Origin of the sequence: uncultured Campylobacter sp., assembly GCF_937949835.1 — a bacterium.
In the GTDB taxonomy this organism is placed as follows: Bacteria; Campylobacterota; Campylobacteria; order Campylobacterales; family Campylobacteraceae; genus Campylobacter_B.
Genome location: NZ_CALEDC010000473.1, coordinates 1 through 7,159 on the forward strand (window position 1 = coordinate 1; position 7,159 = coordinate 7,159).

General features: G+C 51.7%; 6 protein-coding genes. 4 read left to right on the plus strand and 2 right to left on the minus strand.

The genetic code is table 11. The annotated features are described in order from the left end of the window. Nucleotides 1-226 precede the first annotated feature (226 nt). The 3 genes from murC (at nt 227) to Q0256_RS10495 (ending at nt 4,611) form a co-directional block, all read left to right on the plus strand. Entirely contained in the window at nt 227-1,534 is a 1,308-nt protein-coding gene (gene murC, locus Q0256_RS10485) for a UDP-N-acetylmuramate--L-alanine ligase (protein ID WP_297962807.1), read from the plus strand. 61 nt (nt 1,535-1,595) lie between these two features. After that, nucleotides 1,596-2,414, plus strand: coding sequence for a hypothetical protein (locus tag Q0256_RS10490; RefSeq protein WP_297962808.1), 819 nt, complete (start codon nt 1,596-1,598; stop codon nt 2,412-2,414). Beyond that, the gene (locus tag Q0256_RS10495) at nt 2,404-4,611 is read left to right on the plus strand and encodes an endonuclease MutS2 (protein ID WP_297962809.1); all 2,208 of its coding nucleotides are present in this window, start codon (nt 2,404-2,406) and stop codon (nt 4,609-4,611) included. Before Q0256_RS10490 ends, Q0256_RS10495 begins: the two co-directional genes overlap by 11 nt. 8 nt (nt 4,612-4,619) lie before the next feature. Here the strand turns inward: Q0256_RS10495 and Q0256_RS10500 are convergent, their stop codons facing one another. Continuing rightward, complete coding sequence (locus tag Q0256_RS10500) at nt 4,620-4,820, minus strand: hypothetical protein (protein ID WP_297962811.1); 201 nt, start codon at nt 4,818-4,820, stop codon at nt 4,620-4,622. A gap of 75 nt (nt 4,821-4,895) precedes the next feature. Between Q0256_RS10500 and Q0256_RS10505 the strand changes: the two genes are divergently transcribed. Continuing rightward, nucleotides 4,896-5,987 carry an ABC transporter permease gene (locus Q0256_RS10505; RefSeq protein ID WP_297962813.1) on the plus strand — a complete coding sequence of 364 codons (1,092 nt, stop codon included), beginning with the start codon at nt 4,896-4,898 and terminating at the stop codon, nt 5,985-5,987. Nucleotides 5,988-6,241: 254 nt separating this feature from the next. On the opposite strand, the gene Q0256_RS10510 is transcribed toward Q0256_RS10505, so the two are convergent. Continuing rightward, entirely contained in the window at nt 6,242-7,024 is a 783-nt protein-coding gene (locus tag Q0256_RS10510) for a hypothetical protein (RefSeq protein ID WP_297962815.1), read from the minus strand. Nucleotides 7,025-7,159: the final 135 nt, after the last annotated feature.

The window sequence follows — 7,159 nt, forward strand, 5'->3', positions numbered from 1 at the left end:
TTTGGACGCTAAATTTTAAAAGGCGAAATTCAAAACGGCAAATTTCGAGCGCTCAAATTTTAAAAGCGCTTTCGAAAGTAGCGAGACGGGGCTGCCCGACGCCGTGAGCTCGTAAAATTTAAAGGCGAATTTCAAGGCGCACAAAATGGTTTAAATTTTTAAATTTCGTAGACGTGGGATTTAAAAATTTAAACATAACTATCTATTATATTATTTAAGGACAAAGGTGAAAAAGGTTCATTTTATCGGCATCGGCGGCATAGGCATCTCCGCATTAGCGAGATTTTTACACGAGAAAAATTTTATCATCTCAGGCTCGGATATCAAAGAGAGCGAGACGACCTACAAGCTAAGAGCGGACGGCATGGATATCATCACTCCGCACGACGCTTCGGCGATCAAAGATCAGGAGATCGTCATCTACTCCGCCGCGATCAAAGAGGACAACGTCGAGCTGCAAGCCGCGCGCAAAAAGGGTATCGTCTGCCTCTCGCGCAAGGAGGCCCTGCCCTTCGTGCTAAAAGACAAGCGCGTCTTCGCAGTCGCCGGCGCGCACGGCAAAAGCACCACGAGCGCGATAACCTCGGCGCTGATAAACGGCTCGGTCATCATCGGCGCGATCTCCAAGCAGTTCGGCTCGAATATGAAATACGAAAACAGCGAAAACATCATCTTCGAAGCCGACGAGAGCGATTCAAGCTTTTTAAATTCCAACCCCTACGTCGCGGTCGTGACCAACGCCGAGCCCGAACATATGGATCATTACGACAACGATTTGGATAAATTTCACGCGGCGTATCGCGGCTTTTTGGAGCGCGCCAAGATCCGCGTGATAAACGCCGAGGATGAGTTTTTAAGCTCGATAAAGCTCGGCTGTATCAAGCTCTTTCCTTCGCGCGACATAACGGATCTGAAGGTGCTGCTGCGCGATCATCAGCCGTTTATGAGCTTTAATCTAAAAGAGCTTGGACGCTTCGAGGTTTACGGGCTCGGAAGGCACATCGCGATCGATGCGTCGCTAGCGATCCTAGCCGCTGCGTGCGAGACGGGACTAGAGCAGATCCGCAAAAATTTACTAAATTACAAAGGGATCAAAAAGCGCTTTGACATCCTGTGCGCCACCCCAAACTTCGTGCTCATCGACGACTACGGCCACCACCCCACCGAGATCAGAGCGACTCTGCAAAGCGCGCGCGAATACGCTAGCCTGCTAGGTCTTAGCAAGATCACGGCGATCTTTCAGCCGCACCGCTTCAGCAGGCTTAAGGCGAATTTAAACGCTTTTAAGGAGTGCTTTGCGGGCGTGGAGGAGTTAGTCGTACTGCCTGTTTACGCCGCGGGCGAGCCTAACAACGGCATCGATCTGAAAGAGGAGTTTAAGGGGCTCGGGGCACTATTTACCGAGCGGGTCTTTAGAAACGGCGAGAAGATAGAATTTAGCGATATTTTCGGCGTACGCCACATCATAAACGACGGGCTCGTGATCGGATTTGGCGCAGGCGACATCACCTATCAACTGCGCGGAGAATTTTAAGCTTGAAAGCTCTCGCCAAATTTATTAGACAAACTCCGCTACGGGCGGGCAAGGATAAAATTTGAGATTTTTGGTGTTTATTTTCGCATTTTTATTTATCGCGGCGATCTTTTTCGTGCGGGACGAAATTTTAAGCAAAAGGGCCAAAATCATCGCCACGGCGCTGATCGTGCTGCTGTGCGCGGGAGCGTATTTTTATGAAAGCGCGAGCGAGCGCTCCGCTAAGCTTGAGGAGGAGATGGTGTTTAAATTTAACGCAGGCGCCAGATTAAGATGCGGCAGCGCGATAAATTTCGCTTCTGAAGCTCGCGGCTCGGCAAATTCCTCTCCCGAAAAATACGGCGAGGATGCGAAAAATTTGGGCGTGCAAGCCGGCGAAGCAAATTTAAACGCGCAGGATAAGACCGCTTCTGCCGCGCAAAGCTCAACCGCTCAAACGAACGAGCAGGCTTCGGTCGCGCAAATAAACGGCGCCGTCTCGGGCGGACAAAATTCCGCACAAAGCCCTACTTCGCAAAATTCTACGCAGCAGAACGATACGCAGAATCGCACGCCGCAAAATTCCGTACGCCAAGAAGGTATGCGAAGCGCTGTCTCACAAAATTCCGCGCAACGAGACGACACGCAAACCTCCGATCCCCAAGGCTCAGCGCAGAATTTTAACGCAGCCGAGCAAAATTCTATGCAAGGCCCTACAGCGCAAAATTCTAAAACTGTGCAAAATTTCGCCGCAGACAAAGAGCTAGGCTCCGCGCAGATCGTGACGCGAGAGAACTTCACCTACTCCTTTTCGCTGGGCGCTTTCATCGCTAAAAAAAGCGCGGGTGCGGAGTTTAAGGGCAAAACCTACAAGATCAAAGAGTGCGTTTATGATCAGTGACGAACTATTTATGCGCCTCGATCTGGGCGAGTATCTAGCCAAATTTAAAAGCTTTTTGGCGCGCGAAAAGCCGCTGTTTTTAAGCGGCGATAGTAAGCTAAATTTTGAAAAAATTTCAGAGCTTACGAAATTTGATCTGGCGCAGTGCGAGAGCGTCGCAAACCTAGACGACGCGCTGATGCGCATCTCAAAGCACGGCGTGCTTCATATCAGCGAAATTTACGAGTTTAGCAAGATTGTCCGTTACTTTGCGTATCTCAAAAAGCAGCCTTTTGAGGGCAAACTCGCCGCTTGGCTTGCAAAGATCGAGATCCCGCAGCCCATCGCGCAACTAAAGGATTATTTCGACGATCAGGGCGGCTTTCGCGACGCGATAGACGAGCGCTTCGGCGCGCTGAACGAGGCGTTTAAGATAAAGCGTGACGAGATCGAGCAGACGCTAAAAAGGCTGATCTATTCCAAAGCCCTTTCGCCCTATCTTGCCGACACGCAGATCCACTACATAAGCGATACCGAGGCTCTGCTGGTGCGCGGCGGCTTTAATCACGTGCTAAAAGGCAGCGTCGTAGCGCGCTCAAGCGGAGGCTATTTTTACGTGCTGCCCGATGCGATCTCGGCTCTGAAGTCCGCTCAAAGCGCGATTTTGGATAAAAAAGAGCAGATCGTATTCGAGCACTGCAAGCAGATCAGCGCGGTTTTTAATAAAAACTTAGCCTTTCTGAAATTTATAAACGCCGCCTTCGACGCGGTCGATGCGCTGATTGCGCGCGCCGCGATGGCAAGAGCGAGCGATTATGAGTTCATCCTGCCTGAGCCCTCGCGCGACATCGTCCTAGACAGCTTCGCCCACCCCGCGCTTAAAAATCCAAAGCGCGTGAGCGTGGAATTTAGCGGCAAAATTCTACTCATCACCGGCGTGAATGCGGGCGGAAAATCGATGCTTTTAAAAAGCATTCTAAGCGCGGCGCTGCTAGCCAAATACCTCCTTCCGATGCCTATTCGCGCAAGCGGCAGCCGCATCGGCACCTTTAAGGAGTTCGAGCTCATAATGGAGGATCCGCAAAACTCCAAAAACGACATCTCGACCTTCGCGGGCAGGATGGTTGCCTTTAGCAAGCTGTTCGGGCGCAAAGAAATTCTAATCGGCGTCGATGAGATCGAGCTGGGTACCGATTTTGAGGAGGCTGCGAGCTTATACGGCGCGATGATCGAGCAGCTGATAAGCAGCGACGTGAAGATGATCATCACCACGCATCACAAGCGCCTAGCGATGCTGCTAGCAAAGGATCCGCGCGTGGAGCTGCTAGCGGCGCTTTACGACGAGAAAAACAGCGCGCCGAAATATGAGTTTTTAAAGGGCACGATCGGCAAATCCTACGCCTTTGAAACCGCGCTGCGCTACGGTATAGCGCAAAATTTGATCGCCGCGGCGCGCAAAAACTACGGCGAAAACAAAGAAAACCTAAACGAAGCGATCTCAAAAGCGATAAATTTAGAGCTTGAGCTAAAGCAAAAACTAGCCCAAACGCAACAAAAAGAGGAGAAATTAGACGCGCTAAGCGAGGCGCTAAAAGATCAGCGCGAGCGCGCGCAAAGCGAGCTGAGAGCCGAGCTTTCAAGGCTGCAAAACGAATACTACCGCGCCATTTCGGAGGCCAAACGCAGCGTGAGCCTAAGCGACGTGCGCGAAAAGCAGCGCGCCATAAACCGCGCAAACGAGCTCGCACGGGCCGTGCAGCAGCCCGAATTTAGCGCGCCAGAGCTGCAAAGCTTTAAAGCGGGCGATCGCGTAAAATACGGCAAGATCAAGGGCGAAATTTTATCGCTCAGTAAAACCCAGGCGCTGATGCTAAGCGACGGCATCAGGCTGCGCGTGCCGCTTAGCGAGCTAAAGCGCAGCGAAGCGGCGCCCGCGCCCGCAAAAAATATCAGCATCAAGGTGCAAAAGCCCGCCTCCGCGTCGCTCGTGCTAGATCTGCACGGCTTGCGCGCCGAGGAAGCAATCAGCAGGCTTGATAAATTCATCAGCCAAAGCCTCGTGATGGGCTTTGATGAGATCATCGTAAAGCACGGCATCGGCACGGGCAAGCTCGCGTTCGCGGTAAAGGAGTTTTTAAAATCGCACCCCAGCGTCAAGGGCTTTCGCGACGGCACGCCCGCAGAAGGGGGCTTCGGCTCAAAGGTCGTCTCGCTTTAGGCTTAGGCTCAAAGGCCTTTTTGCTTTAGACGTGAGCGCGAACGATGCGAAGAAATTCGCCCCATTTCATCTATGCCTTCGCCGAGGTTTTTCAAAAGCACGGGTGCTTTTAACGTAGAATTTCGCCGTGGAATTTTAAATTTTACGCCCGCACCGTGCAAATTTAAATCGGCGCCCGCAGTGCGTTTAAATTTATCTTTAAATTCCATTCCGCACGCCCGCGCCGCTAAATTTGAACATGGCGTTAAATTTAAAGGCGCCGTTAAATTTAAAAGGGGCGCGCGATGAACGCTCTGCGAAAATCCCTGCTTCGAATTCGCGCGCTGATAAAAAAGGAATTTTTGGCGATGTTTCGCGACAAGGGCACGCGCATGGTGCTGATCGTGCCGGTGCTGGTGCAGGCGATCATATTCGGCTACGGCGCGAATTTCACCCCCGAGCAGGTGCGCTACGCGATTTTGGACGACGCCCGCGATGCGACGTCCACCGCGCTGGTACAGCAGATCGCCGCTACGCCGATGTTTAAAACAGATCTTGGCTGCAAAGACCTAACCTGCCTGCGCCGCGCGGTAAGCGAGGGCGAGGCGATCATCGGGATCTATTTTGGCAGCGATTTTAAGGACACGCACGAGCTTTTGATCATCGCGGATTCGCGCAATACGACCTTGGCAAACACCGTCATCGGCTTCGTGCAGGCCATAGCGGGGGAATACAATGCGCAGCATTTTGTCAATTTAATCAGCATAAATCCGCGCTATGTTTTTAACGAAAACACGATCACGCGCTACACGATCATGACGGGGATGATTTTGGGGCTTTCGATGATTCAGGTGCTGATGCTATCGGCGTTTAGCGTCTCCCGCGAGCGCGAGGAGGGGAGCTTCGATATGATGCTGATGACGCCCGCGAACCCGCTTGAGATGCTGATCGGCAAAGCCGTGCCGCCCGTGCTGATCGCGATCGCGCAGGGGCTCGCGCTGTTTTTGATCTGCGTATTTTACTTTGAAATTCCGTTTCGAGGGCGCTTTGCGGATCTTTTTGCGATCATCGCGATCTTTAGCGCCTGCAACGTAGGCATCGGCCTCGTGATCTCGACCGTCTGCAAAACCTCGCTACAATCGGTCGTAAGCTCGTTTTTGTTCCTGCTGCCGTGCATTATGATAAGCGGGCTGATAACGCCTGCGGACGCGATGCCGCGGTGGTTTTACTACATCGCGCACCTAGATCCGATGTATTATGCCAACAACTGCATGTGGCGGATCTATCTGGAGGGCGCGGGCCTAGGCGAGCTGTGGCATCTCATCGTACCGCTGCTGCTGATCGGCGTGGGCACGTTGAGCTTTGCGGCGTCGCTTTTTAGAAATAAGCTGGATTAGGGATTTAGATCGGAATTTTAGAATTTCAGCTGGAATTTTGGCTTGGATTTTGCTTCGTCGGAATTTTTGGATTGAACCTCTGCTTAAAATTTTAAATTGATCGCGGATTTCGGCTTGGAATTTTGCCATAAATTTTTGCGCGTTCGTAGCGGATAAAATTAAATCAAAATCCCGTGTTTTCGCCTGGTGCGTCGCGATAAAATTCCGCACCTTAAATTTTAAAAATTTTGCGAAATTCCGTCTTGCGAGTAGAGTTAGAATTTAAATCCGGGGTTGCCCGGGCGTCTTGCGGCGGTCGTATCATCTGCGCTCGCCTTGGAAGCGGGCTTTTTCGCATCGTCCGCGTCCGATTTCTTAAAAGTGGCGAGTTTGCTGTAAATGCTCAGTTTTTCGCCGTCCGCGCCTAGCTTGGCGCCGTCAAGCTCGCTAGAATTTTCCGCGCCGCATAACCTTGCGGGGTTGAATTTTATCCACGCTATGATTAGCAAAATCCCCGAAAACGCCGTTACCAGCGACGCTGCGATTAGATACGGCAGCGCGAGGATTACGCCTATTTTAGCTAGCGCGCCCGATATCGCTTCGCAGGGCCACGTCACGGACACCACTATGCCGTAGATTTTAAATAAATCCACGCCGCTAAGTGTGGCTAGGCGGCAGTTTAATACGCCCCAGATTATCACCGCCGTGCACGTCGAAAGGACGTAGAGCAGGGTGTAGAGTAGACCTAGCATCGCGCCCTCTTTTAGCGCTACTACCATGGCGCAGTAGCATAAAATCGCGACGATTGGGATACTTTCTATCAGCCTATAGGTCTTAACGAAGCGCACGCCTAGTGCCTTTTCTAGGCAAACGAAGCAGTCGTAAAATATCGCTAGTGTCGCTAGCAGCGCTAAAACTCTAAAAATCGCGACCGCGTCCTCGTCTATGTCGCTTACGCCCACCGTGCCGCTTATGCCGATGCCTAGCAAAATCACGGCGCCTAAAACTCCGCGGAATTTCGCCTTGCGAAGTAGATATTGCTTTGAAATTTCTTTCATTTTTATCCTTTGAATTTTCTAAATTTACGCGCTATCTTGCGGCTTTGCTGCGTGCGGCGGCGCGCTTGACATTGCTATAACAGCGCGGCTTTGGACGTTGCGGTTTAGACTTGCAAAAGCACGCGGTCGCTGCAA

Bases quoted from the DNA above. Each gene is read 5' to 3' on its own strand.
- Q0256_RS10505 (WP_297962813.1), top strand. From the start codon at position 4,896: ATGAACGCTCTGCGAAAATCCCTGCTTCGAATTCGCGCGCTGATAAAA.
- Q0256_RS10500 (WP_297962811.1), bottom strand. From the start codon at position 4,820: ATGGAATTTAAAGATAAATTTAAACGCACTGCGGGCGCCGATTTAAAT.
- Q0256_RS10495 (WP_297962809.1), top strand. From the start codon at position 2,404: ATGATCAGTGACGAACTATTTATGCGCCTCGATCTGGGCGAGTATCTA.
- Q0256_RS10510 (WP_297962815.1), bottom strand. From the start codon at position 7,024: ATGAAAGAAATTTCAAAGCAATATCTACTTCGCAAGGCGAAATTCCGC.